Raw genomic sequence first — 18,653 nt, forward strand, 5'->3', positions numbered from 1 at the left:
CTGTCTTGTAAGATATATTAAATGTAACGAAAGTGAATTTTGAAATGTACAATGAAAAGCGTTGAATTTTAAACGTCAATACCAATAAAAACTACTCAAAATATAGAAATAGTTAATTTTTATTTAATTAACACTATATTTTACTAAATTTTCTGATAAAATATCTTTAATAACGATTTTATCCCTGTAAAGAATTTGCGAAAAGAGGCGAACAAATGACTTTACCAACGTTTGACAAAGAGCTGTATACAACTTCAAATTCATTTGGCTTATTGCGTAAAGAACTTATCGAACACTTAGGACATGAGCATGCGAAAACATTCTTATTACGTTATGGATGGAATTTAGGAGTAGCCCATGCAAAAGAAGTAGATCGCATGCAACTTAGATTACGTGAAAAGTTAGATTGTGCAGCTACTTATCATTTAAACACGGGACAAATTACTGATTTAGTAACCGAACGAGTATTAGATTTAGATGAATACGATAATATTAAAGAAATTTATGCAAAAGGAATTTGGATTGATTCATATGAAGCTTCAGAGCATTTGCAGCATTTTGGCATGAGCAAGCATGTTGCTTGTCATACATTGGCTGGTTATGCAAGCGGTTTCACCTCCTATTTAACAAAAAAAGAAATATATATAATTGAAGTAACCTGTCGGGCACGGGGGGATGCGGAATGTGCATTTGAAATGAAAGCTCTAGAAGATTGGGATAAAGAAACACAATCATATGTTATTAAAATGAACCATTCTCGTATGATTGATGAATTAAATACAACCTATGAACAACTCTATCAAGAAAAGAGATTAACAGAGCTAGTATCTATTTTTCATAACAATTTAACAAAAGGACTAACACAAGGAATGAAACTGGAGCAATTATTAGAAACTGTTCACGAAACGCTTCATACACCTGTTGTGTTACAAGATTTAAACTTAAACCCATATCTAACTGTTGGTATAACATTAGAAGAACTAGATGGTTTATACGAAGATTTTGCTAAGCAAGTTGGGCAAACCAGATCAGGTAAACTTTTGTTGAAGCCAATTGAACCCGAGCATCCATTACAAATTGATGCTAAAGAACATACGCGCCTCGTTTGTCCAATTACAGTCCATCATCAAGTCATTGGTTATGTTACTTTTATCTATCCACCACAGACAAAGCAACTAGAATTTGAGCGAGACTTTATCCAACGAGTAGGAACCACTTGCTCTCTTCATTATTTAAATGAGAAATCGAGTTTAGAAGCTATTGAGAATATGAAAGCTTACTTCTTTGAACAACTTTTACAAAAGCAATATACATCAAAATCGAGCATGGTTAATCGTAGCTATTTAATGGATATTGACTTAAACCAATATTTTTTTATAGGCAATGTCAAAATGCTTAAAAGTAACCTGCAGATTAAAGAACAACATTTATTATCAAAAGTGATCCAAACATTTGCAATATACTTGGAAATGCACAAAATCCCTATTTTTATTACCCAATATCAAGATGAAATTATATTTTTAATGCAAAAACAAGCAAATACAATAGAAATTGCTGAAAGTATTTTGAAGCACTTACAACGTTCTTTCAAAATATATGATTTTCGGATTGGCATTAGCCGTGTAATTGAAGATATCGAGGATATTCCAGAAGCTCACCAACAATCGATTATTGCTTTAAATGTTGATAAAAAGAAACCAATCGTCTTATTTGAAAATACGAGTATCATTAGCTCAATTATTAATGCGCACAATAAAACATCAATTATTCAATTAGCAAAGCACGAGTTAAAAGCTATTCTAGAGCTAAAAGAATCAAAAAAAGTGGAGTTTTTAAAAACACTCTATACATTTTTAAAAAATAATGGTAACTTGCAGCAGACAATGTTTGATTTAAATTTATCAATGAGTGGCTTAGTATACCGCATTCAAAAACTCGAAGATTTATTAAATAAAAATTTACGGAATTCTAAGGATTCTTTCGAATTAACGTTCTGTATTGAAGCGTTAGAGATATTAGGAGAAGTGGAAATTGAATAAACTTTTACAGCTTACGCTTTTTAGAGGCGTAGGCTTTTTTTGAGGATTAAATCATTTCTCAATAAACTATTATGAAAGCAGGCATCGTTATTAGATAAAGTTTATCTATTTATATAAAAACTAAAAATGCTACTATTTTAGTAACTTCAAAGAAAGGGGATAGACGAAATGTAAACGCTTACTTAACTAGAGGAGATACAGTTTTGTAATCCAAATGGGTCTTATTCTTATTATGATTACTTGTACAAATCTCTTAAGTATGACGTTACCATAAAAATATGTAATCATTGTTCCACTATTCCTGGTGATAGTCAGTTTTTAGGTAAGTACTACTAATAAGAGGAGGTAACATTATTTTTCCAACAAAAAGTAAAAACTTTTTAAAGTTCCTCATTGTCATTATTGCATTCCAAGATGTGGCAGCAGGTGTAGCAGGATCTATTATGGCAGATCTAATTGAAGCTTTCCCTGAATTTGCACCATCTACTGTTATGTTAATTGCAACTATTCCTGGACTATTTATGATTTTCCCTTCCTTATTTTACGGTAAACTTTCATCCAAATTCACATCACGTAGTTTACTATTTGCTGGTTTGGTATTTTTTATAATTGGTGGTATTATGCCATTCTTCCTTGATAATTTATTTTTAATTATTCTTTTCCGAGGAATATTAGGTCTTGGTGTAGGGCTTACATTACCATTATCAATTGATATCATTACTAGGTTCTTCGAGGGTCGTGAGCGAGATTTCTTAATTGGATTCGGTACATCCACAATCGCTTGTATAGGTGCAATTTTCTTCCAACTTGGTGGTGGTATGTTAGCAGATAGCTTTGGTTGGCAGTATGGTTTCTTAGTTTATTTATTCCCTATTTGGATTTTAGCAATTACGTTTCTTTATTTACCAGAACCAGAAAAGAAAAATACAGTTCAAGCTTCTTTAAAAGAGACATTATTCTCTGCACCTAAAACGGTATATGGTTTTACTATCGGGCAAGTTTTTTTCTCCATGCTTGTTTTTGGATATGTGACAAACATATCTATTCTTATCCAATCAGAAGGATTAGGAAGTGCCACAGAAGCAGGTCTAGCAATATCCTTATTCACTTTTGGGACATTAATTATTGGTATGTTCTTCTCTAGAATTCGTGTACTCATGCCTACTCAAATCGTACCTATAGCTGTTTTATTAACTGGTGGTGGAATACTTGGGTGTTATTTATCAAGTAGCTTAACAATGATTTTTATTGCTAGTTTTATTGGGGGAATGGGCTTAGGATTAACGCTTCCCGGAGTTTTTGCACGAATATCTGAATTATCAAATGAGCAAAAAGGCATTTCATTTGTTGGTTTCATAGTAGCTGCACAAGGTCTTGGCGGTTTAATGAGTCCAATTTTTTATCAAACTATTTTAAATATTACAGGCTTAGAAGGTGGACGTAATACATTATTGTTCGCTTCACTCGGTTTGGTTATTTTAGCGATTGTCTGGTCAATTATATTAATAATAAGCAATTCGAAATCACGTGTAAACGACACAAGTGCTCCTGCCTTATAATTAGACTACCCAAAGAGAGATCATACAAAAAAACTAGAAGGTTTATTTTTACCTTCTAGTTTTTTTATGTGGATATCTTTTGTATAACTTATCTATTACATAAACACCACCCAATAACAAAAAGAAGGCGATAATATAGTTAAAAAAACTTTTTTCAATTTCAAGGATATTTAATAAATAAAGAAAAACAATCGCCCAGATTGTTGTTATAACAATTTTAATACTATCTCAACACCTCTCTAATTTGGAAGTTCATCAATTTGGTTTTTTAATACTTTTTCGATTATGTGGATATCCTCTGGATAAGCAAGATCTAAGGTTTGAATTTCTTCAAGGGACTTCCATGCAATTTCATGAATAAACTCATCTGGGTCTTGAAGTGTAATTTCTCCACTTATTATCTCTACTAAAAAATAGTCCACATGATAGGAGATGCCATGTTCACTAATAACTCCACTCTTGTTATGTATTTTCTCTATTATTTTCACTAGGAATCCAGTTTCCTCATTGAATTCTCTTATACAGCATTCTTCTAAAGTTTCTCCTTCTTCAAGTGTCCCGGATGGAACTGTCCACTTCTTATCTTCCCCTGGTGCTGCTTGAAGTACCATTAATACGTCCTGTTGTTCATTTATACAAATTCCTGCTGCACCTTTCCAGCTAAACATCTGTCATCCCCCCTTTCTCTAAATCCCATCTTCCTCAGTAATTTGAAGATCATAACGTGATTTTTTCAAATCGACACGTCCATTGGTTAAAAAGTAGACCCCTTCCGCTTCTAGCATTGCTTTTTGTGAGTATGCCGCTTCTTCATCCGCTATAACAATTTCACCCTTGGCATTAATCACACGGTGCCACGGAAGATTATATTTGGCACTCATGGAATGTAATGTGCGAACGACCTGCCTTGCCCCTCTAGGGCTTCCAGCAGCTTTTGCAATTTGTCCATACGTCATCACTTTTCCTGATGGAATAGACTTTATTAGTTGAATTACTTTTTCGGTAAATTGGTTCATCATGCGACTTCCTTTCATTCCTCCTTATTATAACTGACAATTTTAATAATTATAATTGTATTTAATGTAGTACCTTGCATAAGATAATACCGTATGATATATTCTATCTAAGGTACTGTTCAATGATTAGTAGTGAAAGGAGGAGTTAAAAATGAATATTCAATTTAAAAAAGGAGTATTAAATTTATGTGTGCTTGTTTTACTGGATAAACAAGATCGATACGGTTATGAGCTTGTCCAAAAAATATCTGACCAGATATCAATTTCAGAAGGTTCGGTTTATCCATTATTAAGACGATTGACGAAAGAAGGCTATTTCACTACCTATTTACAGGAGTCCACAGAAGGACCCCCTCGTAAATACTATAAGCTAACTGATTTAGGTCGCTCTTACTTACATGAACAGCTAAAGGAATGGGGAAGCTTCACAACTGGTGTCAACAATCTTATAGAGGAGGGTGTAAAAAATGACTGAACAACAATTTTTAAATGAACTAGAGCTTGCTTTAACAAGACTTCCAGCTGAGGAGAAAAATGATATTCTTTCGGACATTAAAGAGTATTTCTCAAATGGGCGAGAGGATGGGAAATCGGATAGTGAAATTGCAGCTTCCTTGGGATCACCGAAAGAAATTGCTAAGGAACTTTCCGAAAACCAGGTTCAAATTCCAGAAAAAAGTACCTCTACGAATAGAGTCATTAAAATCCCTCATGCGAATTTTTCGAATATAATGATGGATATTGACTACGGCTCTTTACATGTTATCTCTTCAGAAACAGACGCAACTACTATAGAGTTAATCGGAGAAAACGAAAAGCTAGAACTAACGGCAGACGTCATAAATGATACATTATCCGTTCGATTAAAAACCAAAAAGTTTAAATTTTTTAGTTTCATGTTCTTAATAAAAGAACTAAGAGTAAACGTTTCTCTACCTAAAAAGTTGTATTCAACCGTAAATATGAAAACCGATAATGGACGAATTCGAGCAGAAAAAATACTCGGGAAGAATATTAAGGCAACATCAGATAACGGGAGTATTGGATTAAAAGAATTTGCTGCAACCATTCTAGAAGCAAAAACGGATAATGGACGTATTGAAATGGAGAAAATCCAAGCTGATAAGCTTACTGCTGAAACCGATAATGGGAGAATTGAGCTTCGACATATCGATGCCGAGCAGGTTCACACGGAGACAGATAACGGAAGAATTATTATGCAGCACGTGAACGGGAGTATTATCGGAAAAACAGATAACGGCCGAATCGAGCTATTAACGACTAGCTTGGATCGCATGATTGATTTGGAAACAGATAACGGAAGCATATTAGTTGAAACAGAAAATACTCCAACGGATGTATCCATTCATACAAAAGTGGATTTCGGCAAAATAAGTGTGTTCGGCGAAAAAAATTCACGCACTGTATTCGGTAACGGCACAAACAAAGTCCGTCTTTCTTCGGATAATGGTAAAATTATAGTTGAACAGAAAAGCAAAACAACCGTTTTTTAAACTGAATGTGAAAAGAAGAGAATCGTGATCGACGTCATTTTCTCTTCTTTTTTGATTGAAGTGCATGGAATCTGCAAACTTACAGGGAATTTTTAACTATTCTAACTAAGCTGATCATTTTTCCAACTAAACTAACCAAAATTCCAACTATACCCTTCATTATTCCAACTAAACTGCACCAAATTACAACTAACGACAATTTCTATTGCATTCCATTGGTTCTCCTTTCTTTTTAGTACAATATCATATAAAAAAACGCTCCAAGACTTGAAACGTCTTGAAGCGTTATCACTTTGTCCAGACCGCGCTTGCGAATAAAGGCAAAGTACGCCTTTATTGCAATTCTTCCAGCGCTTGTCGGGGCTTACACAGGCGCTTACGCTTTTCTTGTTAGTTTTCTTCTATTTCTCTACGGTTTTTCTTAAATATTTTTGATAATATCTCATAAACGATTGGTACAACTATTAGCGTTAATAATGTAGAACTTGTTAAACCACCGATTACGGTAATACCAAGACCTTTCGAGATTAAACCACCGCCACCTGAACCAACAGCTAACGGTATTAATGCACCAATCGTTGCGATTGCTGTCATTAATATTGGACGGAGACGAGTTGCTCCTGCTTCTAAAATCGCTTCACGCATAGTCATGCCATCACGTTCCATATGAATAATTCGATCCACAAGTACAATCGCATTCGTTACGACGATACCGATTAACATGAGCATCCCCATCATAACCGAGACAGAAATGGTCTCTCCTGCTATTAGTAAACCAACGAACGAACCAATTACTGCGAATGGTAAGGAGAAAAGTATAGCAAATGGTGCTACACCCTCACGGAATGTTACAACTAAGATAAAGTAAACGATTGCGATAGCCGCAAGCATTGCTATTCCAAGCTGTGTAAATGTTTCGGTCATATCAGCTGCTACACCCGCCACACCAACTGTAACCCCTTTAGGTAAGTCTAATTTATCAATGGCTTTATCTACTTCAGATGTTGCAACTGAAATGTCGTCTCCAAGGATTGTTCCAGAAACAGTTGCATAGTACTCCCCTTTACTGCGTGCAAGAGTATTTAGTGTCGTTCCTTCTTCCACTGTTACCAGCTCAGAAAGAGGCATTGTCGTACCTAATGCTGTAGGAACTTCCGTTGCTAAAATATCATCTACAGACTTCGGTTGTTCCGCTTTTTCTTGCTGAACAATCACATCTAACGTATTGCCATCCTTTTCAATTGTCGTCAATACATCCTTTGTAGTCATTGGGTTCAGCATCATTACTATCTGACCTGTTGTTAAACCATACTGAAGTAATTCATCTTGTTCTACTTTGAATGTATATTCGACGAAAGCATCTTCTGTACTTGAAGAAACGTCTTCCAAGCCATCATTGTCATTCATTACATCTTCTACCATTTTTACAGCATCATTTAGTTTATCTAAATCTTCACTGTAGAATGTATAACTAACTTCATTTGAAGACATCGACATAGCGGAGAAGTTTTGGGTCTTCCACTCGCCTGTTTGCCCGATATTAAATACGTACTCTTCCACTTCTTCACGCGCTGCCGGGAAGTCTTCCATCTCTGGATCGAAGATAAGGTACATTAATGCACCACCTGCTCCGCCCCCCATCATTGCAGCAGACGGATCTACGCTATCACTATCCGTTACGGATAATTGAAGAATATCAATATCTTTACGTTTTAATAACTCTTCTTCTACTTTAGCAACATTAGCTAACGTATCGTCTTTTAACTCACCAGCTTCTGGTGTATACGTTAAATACATAACTTTTTCTTCTTCACTACCTAAAAAGCTGAAGCCGATTAACGGAGTTAAAGCTAAACTACCAACCAATAAAACAATAGAAACGATAGAAGTAATTATTTTATGATTAAGCGTCCATTCCAAAATACGTTTATAACCATTAGCTAGTTTACCAGCTTCTTTATGATTACTTTCTTTCTTTTCACCATATAACTTATTTTTAAATAGGAAATGGGACAATGCCGGAACAATTGTAATCGCCACGATCAATGATGCTCCAAGTGCAAATGTCATTGTTAATGCGAATGGCATAAACAATTCTCCGACCATACCACCCACAAATAATAATGGTGCAAATACAGCAACCGTAACTAGTGTAGAGGATAGAATTGGCTTGAACATTTCAATTGTTGCTTCACGTACAAGCGCACGACCTGATAATTTTTCGTCTTTTAAATGAAGACGACGATAAATATTTTCCACTACTACAATGGAGTCATCTATTACCCGCCCTATGGCAACTGTAATAGCTCCAAGGGTCATAATATTCAACGTAATATCCATCCAGTTCAATAATAGTAACGCCATAAAAATAGACACTGGAATCGATACAATTGAAATTATCGTTGATTTAAAATCTCGTAAGAACAGTAATATGATTAAAACGGCGATCAAACCACCAAATAGGGCTTTTTCAATCATGGTGTTTACTGATTCTTCAATTGGTTCACCCTGGTCAAGCGATACATCAATTACAAGACCATCGATATTTTTCTGCTCTTCTTTAATGAGCTCTTTCACACTATTCACTACATCCACTGTATTAGCCTGTTGGGCTTTAACAATTTGAATAGAAATAGCGTCTTCCCCATTTGTACGTGACACAGATTGAACTCTACCAACTTCTTCAATAGTAGCAATTTCACTAAGTTTCACAAATGGAGATGGATTCGTTGCAGATGGTGTAACTGGAATTAACATTTCCTTTAACTCGTCTGAAGTCATGAACTTGCCGTCTACAGAAACAGCTTCTTCGCCTTCTTCAAATTCATAAAGACCCAATGATACTGCTAGATCACTTGCTTGAATCATTTGTTTTACGTCATCAGTTTTTAAGCCAAGTTCAGCCATTTTTTCTTCGTTATACGTAAGATTGACTTCCTCAATGTGCTGTCCTGCAATAGTTGCAGAAGCTACACCATCGATTTTCTCGATTTTAGGAACTAAAAGTTCTGAAACCGTAGATGTTAACTCTACAATATCTTCTGTCGTACTACTTACACTTAACGCCACAACTGGCATCATATTCATACTAATAGCAGTGACAATCGGCTCTTGTGCTCCCTCAGGTAATTTTACACCCTCTAAAGCAGATTTTAATGCACGATTTGCTTCTGCCATATCTTCACCATATTCATATTCCACTTGAATGCTCGCCATATTCGAATTGGAATTTGAATAAACAGATTTGACCCCTGCTAGATTTTCAACTGCTTTCTCTAACGGCATAGATACTTCTTCCATAACTTGTTCAGGTGTTGCACCTGGATATACATCCATTACCATTAAATACGGAATAGAAATATCAGGTATTGTTTCCATGTTCATGCGTGTTCCCGAATAAATCCCGGACACAGTAATAATAATAGTAAGTAACCATACCGCTAATTTATTATGAAGAACAAAATTGACTAAACCTTTCACTCTTACACCTACCCCTAATTGACTTTTATTTCTCAATTACTTATAATAATGACTAATTAGTCAGTTGTCAACAATATGAACTAGGAGCGATAGTTTTAAATGGGTAAAAAACAGTTAATCATGGAAAAAGCATTAGAACTTTTTGCACAACAAGGATTTGAACTAACTTCTGTTCAACAAATTACAGAGCACTGTGGCATTTCTAAAGGTGCATTCTATTTGTCATTCAAGTCTAAAGATGAATTGATAATAGCATTAATAGATCAATTTATGAGTCAAATGATTTCAGACACTGACTATCAGGTCACAAACACACAAAACGATGATTACACACTATATGAATTTTACTTTACAATGTTCAAATCCTCTCAAAAGCACTCTAATTTCGCTAAAATTTTAATGAAAGAACAGTCCCAATCATTTAATAAGGAACTTGTTAGTAAATTTCACCATTATGATCGGTTACTAGAAAAAACTATTCTCACTATGATGGAAGGGTTATTTGGGGAAAAGATTGAAAACACGAAATATGATTTAGTCTATTGTATTAAAGGTTTCATTAGTATTTATTCGGAATTGATATTATTCAATAATGTCCCGGTAAATTTAGAACAACTCGCACAATCATTAGTAGAAAAAACAAACTTACTTGCTACACAGATTACAATTCCCTTTGTCACCGAGGAAATATTCCAACTTAAGCGGTTGTCTCACGAAGAAGTAACAAAAGATCAACTGCTCGAAATTTTAGAGCAAAGTTTAAGCGAAGCAGAAGAGCTACTTGAACAAGAATCGCTTAGCTTGTTAAAACGACACTTGCTAGAGCCCTCTCTAAGTACTGTTCTCGTAGAAGGTCTTTTAAAAAATATTCAAGGCTACCCTAATTGCAAATGGATTGCCTATTTACTTCGGAATTATTTTGCACTTGAATATAATGGGGAAAAATAAGAATAGAGAGTTACTGTTTCAACTGAAGTACGGGAAAGGTCGTATCGAAGTCATCGATTTGAAAAAAACTATAGTGAAAGCCCTTGTAAAAGTTTATCTATTGTGTAAATTTTACAGGGGCTTTGTATGTTTATGAAGCCTGAACTTCGTAGCATTCGAGATTAAAACACTACAGTTTTAATAAATTTCAAAGAAGTAATTGCTAGTTGGAGATTATTTCAAGGTTCGTTTTTACTCGAATCGGGTATTTTATACTCAACATCACTTTTATTAGAGAGTAGCGATAAAATGTTTGGATTTTCGGATTTACTATCTTTGGTAATTTCAGCTTTTATCATTCTACCTATTGTTTCATTTCTGCGAGAAACTGGTTACTTGATAGTAAGTGAAATTTTTGGCGTGAAGAATGCAAGATTGACTATTGGATCAGGACCACGAGTTTTCAAGTTCTGGATAATTGATGTCAGGAAATATTACCATATATTTAGCTGGTTTTCTTATGATGCTTTAAGAAGGGAAAGTAAGCTAGCATATATATGTATTTACGCAGGCCCAATCCTTATGAATCTTTCAGTGGCTTTACTATTAAATGCATTATTAGCAAACGGTCTTTTAGAAGAACATAAAACGTTTTGGGATCGCTTTGTATTTTACGGGTTTTATTATGTTTTGTTTGATATTATTCCGATGAGAACGGTAAATGGTATGCCAAATAACGGCATGATTATTTATGAAATGCTTAGATACGGAAAACGGACCGATTACAACCACGAACCTTTTATATACAATACAACCGATATTGAAGAAGAATACCAAGAAACTATGGAAGAAATAGAGGATAAGAAAAAAGAAGAAAGTTAATAGAGAAACTCTAGAAGGAGATGGAGTGGGCGACTATGCCCTATCCTTCTCCTAGCCTCTTAAGTATTGAATCTTATTAAATTATTTTTCTGCCCATTTGCCCTAATGCATAGTGAATGCCATGCTGCAATGTCTGAAAGCAGTCGAATTGGGATAACGAAACGTTTGACTGAGCAATAATAATACCTAGCTGTGGTGAAATTCCTACAAGTACAGTCTTAATCCCTATTAAGGAAGAGGCCGAGCCAATTCTTTCGATAAAGCTCGCTGTATGCAGACTAATATCTTCATTAAGTCCTGTTAAATCAAGTACTAAATAATTCGCTCTGTATGAAGGTAAATTAGTTAGTGTTTTCTCCAATAATGCCTCTGAACGATCTTCGTCATACTTACCGATCAATGGCACTACGACTATCGCATCCAAAACTGGGATAATTGGTGAGGAGAGTTCTTTCACTAATTCAGTTAAGTCTCTTACTTTATCTTCCACTACTGCTTCTAGATGAAGAATTTCATTCATTTCTGTTTTTCGAGCAAGCTGACGAATATTACTTTTTACTGTAATTGTAGATGGGAAGTATTTTACTTCAGTAAATTCCTCGCCCTGCAATTGATCTTTTACTACCTCGTACCAAATCTTTTCATCCAGAAGTCCTGAGAATATACCAGCATAGTGCGCTGGCATATACTTTCCACCCTTTGATTTTTCCTGCGCTATATTTATTTTATATTCCCAACTATTTTTAAATTTAGCTGTGAAAGTCTTTTCTTCGACATTGAGGTTTTCTATTTTTGCTAATCCCCAGCCAGCAGAGGCATATGTATTCGTTATTAGATCAACTGCTTCTTGGACACTAACATTTTTCATCTCCTGAAAATACTCTCCGACTAATATGCCTTGACGAAATCCGGTAGCCTCAAAAACTAAAGCTGATGCCTCATTACCCGAAATCTCTTCTATAGTATCAAAGAAGGATTTCATCGCAGAGGTAACCCAAAAAAGAACAGCATCCTGTTGTTCAAAGAGAAATTCTCCTTTTTCTAAATCCCAATTAAACTGAATGCCACCTATATCAATCCCGGCTTGCTTGTCCAATGTATAATCCCCTTTCATGTTAAAGTCTTATACTTAGTCTACTACTCTAACAGCGAAAGGACACTACTTATATTGTTTCTAATTTTAAATGAACGGAATCTACAAGCTTCTGATAGCCTATTTCCTGATAGATTTTATTGGATGTTGGATTGAGCATGTCTGTATATAGCACACAAAACTGAAATTCCTTCAATAACTCTTTACTTACTGCAGCAACCATAGTTCGACCATAGCCTTTTCTTCGTTTTTCTGCGGGAGTAAAAACAAGAGAAACTGTAACCCCATTTGCAGTTGGTCTAGCCTTTTTCATCATGGATACAACTTCTCCATGGTCTTCCCAGAGGAAGACTTCCTGTCGCTCTAACATAGATTTTACACGTTTTTTTATTTCTTCTGGAGCTGATGCGGATAGGCCAGCATCCCGCTCAAATTGTGCGTACCATTTCTCTATAAGCAGTGCATCATTTGCCGTTCCATAGCGCCACATGCCTGAGCTCATTTCTAGTGATTCCTCTACCCTGTCTAGTCGATATAGCCCTTGATCCATCAATAAAGAGTAGCTTCCATCTGTTTTTTCTTGCCACTTGTGTGCAAATAGAACAGCCCACTCCTTCACACTGATTATTGATTCTACTGGTACAGCATGAGTGATTAATTCGTTTATGCATATGTTAGTGCAAGTAGATATTTGATTTTCATCAACAAAGATAATATTTAAAGGATGTGGAGGTGTCATTTGAAAAATTGCTAATAATTGACCGTTTTCTTCAATAGTAGCCATGTACGGATTTTCGTATACCCCGGCTTTTATACTTTCTAGAACACCTAGAAATAAGCTGAATTTATCTTGGTTTTTCTCCAAAAAGGGTGTAACTCTACTTGCAAATTTGTTTACATTTTCATAATGCTGAAAATTCATATAAATGACCTCCATTTCTCTTTGTATGTTAATATAACCTAAAACACTGCCGGAGGGGATACTTTTATGAAAGTTGTTTCAATCAGAGATATCCATATAGGAAAAGGTGCACCAAAAGTCATTGTTCCGCTAATGGGAAGAACTCTAGATGAGCTCCTTTTGGAAATAAAAACAATTAAACAAATAAATTTGGATATTGTTGAATGGCGTGCAGATTTACTTGATGATATTGAAGATATAACTAAAGTAAAACAAACACTTGCTGTCATTCGAGAAGAACTATACCCTATCCCACTTCTGTTCACTTTTAGAACACATCGTGAAGGTGGCAATAAAACAATAGAAGACTCATACTACGAGGTCCTTCTAGTAGAAATGATGAAAACGAAAGAAATAGATTTGCTAGATGTGGAGTTATTCTCGCCTAAGGTGACAGAAATTATGGAAGCTGCAAAAGAAGAAGATGTTACTATCATCATGTCTAACCATGACTTCGAAAAGACTCCAGCCAAGGAAGAAATCATGTGGAGACTTAAAAGAATGCAGGAGCTAGATGCACATATAACTAAAATTGCCGTAATGCCGAACAATCCAGCAGATGTCCTGACACTGCTAGATGCAACTTGTACAATGCAGTCATTATATGCAGACCGCCCGATGATCACCATGTCTATGGCTTCTACCGGAGCAATCAGTCGATTAGCCGGTGAGGTTTTCGGCTCTTCCGCAACATTCGGTGCTGGTGTAGAGGCCTCTGCTCCTGGTCAGATTCCAGCAAATGACCTTAAACATATTTTAGAATTACTACATACAAAATAAAAAACCGGGTCCTTCAAGGTCTAGCCTATTTCTATCGTCTTCGAAAGGCTTTGGACACATGTGTTGCTATATTATTACCGAGTGAATATTTGGGGATGCTGGTCAGACGTCACAACCAGTCAGCATCCTTTTTTATCGATAATCTTAGGCGTTTGTCTATCCGTTACCCTCCTCCAACTTGTAGAATATACTCTAATTGAAAAATAAAAGAGGTGAGCCAAATTTGTATTGGGAAGAAATAGAGGACAAAATACTATTACATACTCCATCTGGATTTAGCTTTTCTAAGAATCTTCATTATCTTTCCAGATCAACCAACGAATGCTTGTTTCTTATTCAGGACAATAAAATCCGAAAAGTAGTATCACTTGAAACCTGCACTCCATTAATAGAGATCAGCGAATGCGAAGAGCAAATTCTAACAATTGAATTTTTAAATCATACACGTCCAGAAAATAATAGCAGTCGCGAAGAGGTCGTGGCCTATATAATAGAGTGGTTTGATCTAAAAGTGGATTTGAGGGAATTTTATAAATTAGCGTCCGGTGACCCTTTATTGTCACACGCGATAAAAAAATTTGAAGGACTACGCATTATGGGCATTCCCGATTTGTTCGAAGCAATGGTCTGGGGGATACTCGGTCAGCAGATCAATTTAACTTATGCTTATACATTAAAGCGTCGTTTAGTGGAAACTTTCGGTCGTTCCATTCATTTTGAAGGTCATGACTATTGGTTATTTCCAACATCCTATGTTATTGCGAACCTGACCGTACAGGATTTAAGTGAGTTAAAAATGACCGTAAAAAAGTGTGAGTATTTAATTGAAGTGGCGAACTTAATCCATAAGGATGTCCTGACAAAGCAAATGCTCCTTGAAACAAATGATGTAAAAAAAGCAGAAAAGATTCTTACTCAAATCCGTGGGATAGGACCATGGACCGCTAATTACGTATTAATGCGTTGTTTAAGATTTCCTTCCGCATTTCCTATAGATGATGTAGGACTACATAATGCTATTAAACAGGCAAATGGTTCGCCAACCAAGCCTACGAGAAGCGAAATTATGCTGCTAACTCAAAACTGGATAGGTTGGGAAGCATATGCAACCTTTTACTTATGGAGATTGCTTTACTGAGGGTTATAAATAACCCATAACTTACCTTACTCTCAATCTAAAATAACCCATCCTTCTCCATTCAAAAAGGATGGGTTTATGCTTATTTTAATATTTCTAAGATTTCTTCAGATACATATGTTTTCTTATCTTTTAACACCGGTTGTTCTAAAAATAATTGTAAACTTTTATTGTAGCTGTAGACTTTCATATCACGAATTATTTGGATAGAACTGTTCCCTTTTGTAAGGGTTACTTTCTTTTGAGTAGAGGTAGAATAACTTTTCACTTCATACCCTAGTTGTTCAGCTACTTTACGAAGCGGAATCATCTTTATCCCATTTTGTATAAAATAATCATTAGTAATAATTTGTTTCAATTCGGGTGAAATATAGTTTAAAGCAACAACCTTCGTTGGAATTGTTTGGGCTGGAATGCTTTTTGTTGCCATCGTATAGAATACAATAAGCTCTTTTCCACTTAAATCTTGAAGTTCTATCTTTTCTCCTGCAGTATTTTCTAGGATAGTATTATTATTCACTTTCAAATTCAATTCATTATCTAAACTACGTAGTTCTTCATCGAATTTCCCTACTTTAACGGAACCGAATTTTTTTTCATCATGTACAATCACTAATTCCGGAGATATTTGCGCTGGATATATCAGAATCATCGGTTTATTTTTGTCATAGTAAGCTTCTATTTGCTGTCCTTTTTGGAATGCTGATTTCTCCATCTTTTTCGTGGATCCACTATTGAATACTAGCGATTCCTCCGTTACGTTAAAAAAAGTTATCTGCGGCTCATTGCTAATTGTTTCTACCGTTAATGTGACAGTATCCTTTTTTGTTTCTACATCTGTTATAACTCCAGATGCTTTTACAAAATTAGTCGCTTCTACTTTTGCATCCCCACCTTGTGCATTCACTCCATGGCTCCATATAAGCCCTACCGTTAAAACCATTACGATAGCTCCACAAATTTTCTTCATCAAATCGCTCCTTTTTTGGGTTCTCTATACATATGACGGGCTTATTTACAAAAACGTTACAATTTAAGTGAAACATTCTTACTATTGATTCGTATAAGATGAAAAGAGAAAAATAGATAGGAGTTTGAATATGACGTTATCAATTAATCAAGTAACTAAGAAATATCAAGACTTCGTTGCTGTTAATGGTTTGTCCTTTACAATAGAAAAAGGAGAAATCTTTGGCTTGATCGGGCAAAATGGTGCAGGTAAAACAACGACATTCCGCATGATTTTAGACTTACAGGAAACAACAAAAGGAAGTATTACATGGAATGGGCAGCCTATAAATTCAATTAATCGGGATATTCTAGGTTATTTACCTGAAGAGCGCGGCATCTTCCCTGCCATGACAGTAGAGGACCAATTATACTTCTTTGGAGAGCTTAGAGGTAAGCATAGAAAAGACTTAAAGAAAGAGGTAGATTATTGGATTAATCGTTTTGAATTAGAGGATAAACGAAAAGCAAAAGCAGAGACCTTATCCAAAGGAAACCAACAAAAGGTTCAATTAATCGCAAGCTTTATACATGAACCAGAGTTCCTTATATTAGACGAGCCATTTAGCGGATTGGATCCTGTAAATATGGATTTACTAAAACAAGCTATTCTAGACTTGAAGCATAAAGGAACTACCATTTTGTTTTCTAGTCATCAGATGGATAATGTGGAAGAGCTTTGTGACCATTTATGCCTTTTAAAACGTGGAGTATCTTTGTTTTCAGGTAGGTTACTTGATTTAAAGAAACAATACGGAAAAACAAAACTAGCTATTCGTACAGATGTACCTAAGGATGTTTTAGCTGGATTACACGGTGTAAGGAATATTCAAGTTGGTAGAGACCATTACACATTAACACTTGAGGATGAATCGTATGCACAATCAATCTTTGACTATGTATCTAGTGGAAAGTATATAGAGAAATTTAGTTTGGATTATTTATCATTAGATGAAATTTTCAAGGATAAGGTAGGTGCTACACATGTCTAAGTTTTGGTTATTAGTGAAGCAGCTTTATGTTCAAAAAGTTAAAGCGAAATCATTTATATTTTCTATCGTATTATATGTTGCTGTCATTAGTGGTGTTATGTTCTGGTCCGATATTAAAGAAGCGTTTTTCCAGGAAGATGCTCTAAAAATTGCTTTGATCAACGAGACAGATGTGGAAATCGAAGCTTTGTTCGAATCGACTAGTGATATCCAATTTACCTTCCCTACAGACGATGTAGAAAAGGTAGAAGAACAAGTGATAAACGGCGAATTTTCGGCTGTAATTTTCGTTGAGGATCAAGATAATTCACTTACTGCAGAAATTGCCACCTTCGAACCACTGACGTTTAATGATCAGCAAAGCCTTTCTGCCACTTTACAATACGCGGGGAAAATTTATGAAGTGCAGCAGCTGAATTTAACTGCAGAGGAAGCTAACAAAATCCTTCAATCGGAAACTAACATCACGATGAAAAGCCTTGATGAATCTACCTCTGGTAAAAGTGAGGATGAAAAGGCTGCAGGAATAGGCGCTTCATTTTTAGTAGGATTTTTAATTTATTCATTTGTTATGACATTTTTATCGATGATTACAACAGACGTTGCTTCTGAAAAAGGTTCACGTGTTTTAGAAGTTTTACTTGCAAGCGTTAAACCAGCTACACACTTTATGGCAAAATTAACGGGGACATTTCTTTTAGCATTAACTCAAATTGCAACATTATTAGTCGTTCAAGGTTTGTTATTTGCACTGATTGACGGAGGATCCAAATGGGAGGTAGTGCAAGAACTGGTCAACGAATTATCCTACTCATTTATCGGATACTCTGTAGCATTTTTATTGATAACAATTATTTTATATTTAATACTAGGTGCACTATTAGGTTCTTTAGTCTCTAAGGTGGAAGAATCGAGTCAGGCTATGATGCCAGCGATGATGGTTGGAGTTATCGGATTCTACGTCCTAATATCCGGGATGGCAAGCCCAGACACGATGCTCATTAAAGTATTCTCTTACATCCCTTTCACATCTGGTATGGTCATGCCACTTCGAATTGGGGCAACGGATATTTCTTCATTCGAACCAATTCTTTCCATGTCTATATTAATTGGCACTGTGATTCTTCTGTTCCTATTAAGCTTATCCTTCTATAAACGAAGTGTATTAACTTATAGTAGCGGAGGAATAATCCAAAAAATCAAAACCGTGCTAAAGGTTACCACTTAACTTAACTTCATTACATCAAAACAATTGCGAAGGTAT

At 35.4% G+C, this 18,653-nt stretch carries 16 protein-coding genes; 10 read left to right on the forward strand and 6 right to left on the reverse strand.

Annotation, left to right across the window (positions count from 1 at the left end; all coding sequences use genetic code 11):
- Nucleotides 1–215: 215 nt before the first annotated feature.
- Both ACIQX2_RS12915 and ACIQX2_RS12920 read left to right on the forward strand, forming a co-directional pair.
- The gene (locus ACIQX2_RS12915) at nucleotides 216–2,039 is read left to right on the forward strand and encodes a V4R domain-containing protein (protein WP_402850964.1); all 1,824 of its coding nucleotides are present in this window, start codon (nucleotides 216–218) and stop codon (nucleotides 2,037–2,039) included.
- Nucleotides 2,040–2,440: 401 nt separating this feature from the next.
- Nucleotides 2,441–3,598 carry an MFS transporter gene (locus tag ACIQX2_RS12920; protein ID WP_402851336.1) on the forward strand — a complete coding sequence of 386 codons (1,158 nt, stop codon included), beginning with the start codon at nucleotides 2,441–2,443 and terminating at the stop codon, nucleotides 3,596–3,598.
- A 239-nt stretch (nucleotides 3,599–3,837) separates the two neighbouring features.
- Here ACIQX2_RS12920 and ACIQX2_RS12925 read toward each other — a convergent pair whose 3' ends face one another.
- Both ACIQX2_RS12925 and ACIQX2_RS12930 read right to left on the reverse strand, forming a co-directional pair.
- On the reverse strand, nucleotides 3,838–4,266 hold the full coding sequence (locus ACIQX2_RS12925; protein ID WP_402850966.1) for an NUDIX hydrolase: 429 nt from the start codon (nucleotides 4,264–4,266) through the stop codon (nucleotides 3,838–3,840).
- A gap of 18 nt (nucleotides 4,267–4,284) precedes the next feature.
- Nucleotides 4,285–4,614 carry an MGMT family protein gene (locus ACIQX2_RS12930; RefSeq protein WP_402851339.1) on the reverse strand — a complete coding sequence of 110 codons (330 nt, stop codon included), beginning with the start codon at nucleotides 4,612–4,614 and terminating at the stop codon, nucleotides 4,285–4,287.
- A 151-nt stretch (nucleotides 4,615–4,765) separates the two neighbouring features.
- On the opposite strand from ACIQX2_RS12930, the gene ACIQX2_RS12935 reads away from it, so the two are divergent.
- Both ACIQX2_RS12935 and ACIQX2_RS12940 read left to right on the forward strand, forming a co-directional pair.
- On the forward strand, nucleotides 4,766–5,089 hold the full coding sequence (locus ACIQX2_RS12935) for a PadR family transcriptional regulator (RefSeq protein WP_402850969.1): 324 nt from the start codon (nucleotides 4,766–4,768) through the stop codon (nucleotides 5,087–5,089).
- Complete coding sequence (locus tag ACIQX2_RS12940) at nucleotides 5,082–6,128, forward strand: DUF4097 family beta strand repeat-containing protein (RefSeq protein WP_402850972.1); 1,047 nt, start codon at nucleotides 5,082–5,084, stop codon at nucleotides 6,126–6,128. The genes ACIQX2_RS12935 and ACIQX2_RS12940 overlap by 8 nt, the downstream gene beginning before the upstream one ends.
- Before the next feature lie 390 nt (nucleotides 6,129–6,518).
- Here the strand turns inward: ACIQX2_RS12940 and ACIQX2_RS12945 are convergent, their stop codons facing one another.
- A complete protein-coding gene (locus tag ACIQX2_RS12945; protein WP_402850975.1) occupies nucleotides 6,519–9,608 on the reverse strand; it encodes an efflux RND transporter permease subunit in 3,090 nt (1,029 codons plus the stop codon).
- A gap of 99 nt (nucleotides 9,609–9,707) precedes the next feature.
- Between ACIQX2_RS12945 and ACIQX2_RS12950 the strand changes: the two genes are divergently transcribed.
- Nucleotides 9,708–10,556 (forward strand): TetR/AcrR family transcriptional regulator, encoded by an 849-nt coding sequence (locus tag ACIQX2_RS12950; protein WP_402850977.1) that lies wholly within the window; start codon nucleotides 9,708–9,710, stop codon nucleotides 10,554–10,556.
- A gap of 288 nt (nucleotides 10,557–10,844) precedes the next feature.
- Nucleotides 10,845–11,417: a hypothetical protein gene (locus tag ACIQX2_RS12955; RefSeq protein WP_402850980.1), complete on the forward strand. Its 573-nt coding sequence runs from the start codon at nucleotides 10,845–10,847 to the stop codon at nucleotides 11,415–11,417.
- Between the two features lie 76 nt (nucleotides 11,418–11,493).
- Here the strand turns inward: ACIQX2_RS12955 and ACIQX2_RS12960 are convergent, their stop codons facing one another.
- Together ACIQX2_RS12960 and ACIQX2_RS12965 are read right to left on the reverse strand one after the other, a co-directional pair.
- On the reverse strand, nucleotides 11,494–12,513 hold the full coding sequence (locus ACIQX2_RS12960; RefSeq protein ID WP_402850983.1) for an STAS domain-containing protein: 1,020 nt from the start codon (nucleotides 12,511–12,513) through the stop codon (nucleotides 11,494–11,496).
- Between the two features lie 67 nt (nucleotides 12,514–12,580).
- Nucleotides 12,581–13,432 (reverse strand): GNAT family N-acetyltransferase, encoded by an 852-nt coding sequence (locus ACIQX2_RS12965; RefSeq protein ID WP_402850985.1) that lies wholly within the window; start codon nucleotides 13,430–13,432, stop codon nucleotides 12,581–12,583.
- Between the two features lie 66 nt (nucleotides 13,433–13,498).
- Between ACIQX2_RS12965 and aroD the strand changes: the two genes are divergently transcribed.
- A complete protein-coding gene (aroD, locus tag ACIQX2_RS12970; protein ID WP_402850988.1) occupies nucleotides 13,499–14,251 on the forward strand; it encodes a type I 3-dehydroquinate dehydratase in 753 nt (250 codons plus the stop codon).
- 223 nt (nucleotides 14,252–14,474) lie between these two features.
- Nucleotides 14,475–15,389 carry a DNA-3-methyladenine glycosylase family protein gene (locus ACIQX2_RS12975; protein ID WP_402850991.1) on the forward strand — a complete coding sequence of 305 codons (915 nt, stop codon included), beginning with the start codon at nucleotides 14,475–14,477 and terminating at the stop codon, nucleotides 15,387–15,389.
- Between the two features lie 82 nt (nucleotides 15,390–15,471).
- On the opposite strand, the gene ACIQX2_RS12980 is transcribed toward ACIQX2_RS12975, so the two are convergent.
- Nucleotides 15,472–16,359, reverse strand: a complete 888-nt coding sequence (locus tag ACIQX2_RS12980; protein WP_402850994.1) for a stalk domain-containing protein — start codon at nucleotides 16,357–16,359, stop codon at nucleotides 15,472–15,474.
- Between the two features lie 130 nt (nucleotides 16,360–16,489).
- On the opposite strand from ACIQX2_RS12980, the gene ACIQX2_RS12985 reads away from it, so the two are divergent.
- The gene (locus tag ACIQX2_RS12985; protein WP_402850996.1) at nucleotides 16,490–17,389 is read left to right on the forward strand and encodes an ABC transporter ATP-binding protein; all 900 of its coding nucleotides are present in this window, start codon (nucleotides 16,490–16,492) and stop codon (nucleotides 17,387–17,389) included.
- Entirely contained in the window at nucleotides 17,382–18,617 is a 1,236-nt protein-coding gene (locus tag ACIQX2_RS12990; protein ID WP_402850999.1) for an ABC transporter permease, read from the forward strand. The genes ACIQX2_RS12985 and ACIQX2_RS12990 overlap by 8 nt, the downstream gene beginning before the upstream one ends.
- Nucleotides 18,618–18,653: the final 36 nt, after the last annotated feature.

It is taken from the genome of Psychrobacillus sp. NPDC096623 (assembly GCF_044762655.1).
GTDB lineage: Bacteria > Bacillota > Bacilli > Bacillales_A > Planococcaceae > Psychrobacillus.

Excerpts from the sequence above, each read along its gene's own strand:
- ACIQX2_RS12950 (WP_402850977.1), top strand. The coding sequence starts at position 9,708 with ATGGGTAAAAAACAGTTAATCATGGAAAAAGCATTAGAACTTTTTGCA.
- ACIQX2_RS12955 (WP_402850980.1), top strand. The coding sequence starts at position 10,845 with ATGTTTGGATTTTCGGATTTACTATCTTTGGTAATTTCAGCTTTTATC.
- ACIQX2_RS12930 (WP_402851339.1), bottom strand. The coding sequence starts at position 4,614 with ATGAACCAATTTACCGAAAAAGTAATTCAACTAATAAAGTCTATTCCA.
- ACIQX2_RS12915 (WP_402850964.1), top strand. The coding sequence starts at position 216 with ATGACTTTACCAACGTTTGACAAAGAGCTGTATACAACTTCAAATTCA.
- ACIQX2_RS12925 (WP_402850966.1), bottom strand. The coding sequence starts at position 4,266 with ATGTTTAGCTGGAAAGGTGCAGCAGGAATTTGTATAAATGAACAACAG.
- ACIQX2_RS12990 (WP_402850999.1), top strand. The coding sequence starts at position 17,382 with ATGTCTAAGTTTTGGTTATTAGTGAAGCAGCTTTATGTTCAAAAAGTT.
- ACIQX2_RS12985 (WP_402850996.1), top strand. The coding sequence starts at position 16,490 with ATGACGTTATCAATTAATCAAGTAACTAAGAAATATCAAGACTTCGTT.
- ACIQX2_RS12980 (WP_402850994.1), bottom strand. The coding sequence starts at position 16,359 with ATGAAGAAAATTTGTGGAGCTATCGTAATGGTTTTAACGGTAGGGCTT.
- ACIQX2_RS12940 (WP_402850972.1), top strand. The coding sequence starts at position 5,082 with ATGACTGAACAACAATTTTTAAATGAACTAGAGCTTGCTTTAACAAGA.
- ACIQX2_RS12935 (WP_402850969.1), top strand. The coding sequence starts at position 4,766 with ATGAATATTCAATTTAAAAAAGGAGTATTAAATTTATGTGTGCTTGTT.
- aroD (WP_402850988.1), top strand. The coding sequence starts at position 13,499 with ATGAAAGTTGTTTCAATCAGAGATATCCATATAGGAAAAGGTGCACCA.
- ACIQX2_RS12965 (WP_402850985.1), bottom strand. The coding sequence starts at position 13,432 with ATGAATTTTCAGCATTATGAAAATGTAAACAAATTTGCAAGTAGAGTT.